General features: G+C 68.3%; 1 protein-coding gene and 1 pseudogene (1 of these 2 cut by a window edge). One reads left to right on the forward strand and one right to left on the reverse strand.

Annotation, left to right across the window (positions count from 1 at the left end; translation table 11 throughout):
- Window positions 1-355 (reverse strand): streptophobe family protein (locus CCN51_RS51940; protein WP_245881900.1); only part of this gene is annotated, 355 nt, incomplete at its 3' end.
- 221 nt (window positions 356-576) lie between these two features.
- On the opposite strand from CCN51_RS51940, the pseudogene CCN51_RS58975 reads away from it, so the two are divergent.
- A pseudogene (locus CCN51_RS58975) lies at window positions 577-679 on the forward strand (FHA domain-containing protein) (its annotated part continues 194 nt past the right edge of the window); the annotation flags it as partial.

Here is a 679-nt window from a genome sequence, read left to right on the forward strand (position 1 = left end):
GTTCGGCCCCGTCGATCACCGCCCCCGCCCCGCGCAGCGACCGTACGAACAGCCAGCCCAGCAGCAGCGCGCCCACCAGGCTGATGCCCAGTGGCGCGATATCGACGGCCGAATGGGCCTGGGCGCCGGTCAGCCCGAACGCCTTCACATCCCCGGACGGGGTGACCGAGCCGCCGACCGCGAGCACCATCGCGGCCGCCGTCATGGGGCCGAGCGCGCCCGCGCTGTCCGCGCCGACCAGATGCAGCCCGAGCGCGGCGACACCCGCCATGGCCAGGAAGGCCCAGCTCACGGCCGCCACCGTCGAGAGCAACACCTCTGCGGGGCGCACGCGTCCGCTGCCGCTGGCGCTCATGGCGTCGGTCCCCCCGATCGGTATGAGTTGCCCGGATGATCCATGATCTGCCCCATCCGTGGGCGCTTACCACTTTCCGGGGGCCTTTCGGGCGAGTCAACGCCGCCTGCGCGCGGTGTTGTCAATGCCCGACTTCCGGTTGAGCGACTGAGCCTGAAATAGTTCCTCACGATGTTCGCCATCCCTAGACTCCCGTACAGGGGTCCATCGGGGGACAAGTAGTGGGGCGTGGAGTGCCGGAACTCGTACTGGAATTGAACGGACAGACCTGGACACTTGATCCATCCAGGTCATACAGCCTTGGACGCGATCCGCAGGGCGACA

Origin of the sequence: Streptomyces milbemycinicus, from assembly GCF_002154605.1 — a bacterium.
Classification (GTDB): Bacteria; Actinomycetota; Actinomycetes; order Streptomycetales; family Streptomycetaceae; genus Streptomyces; species Streptomyces milbemycinicus.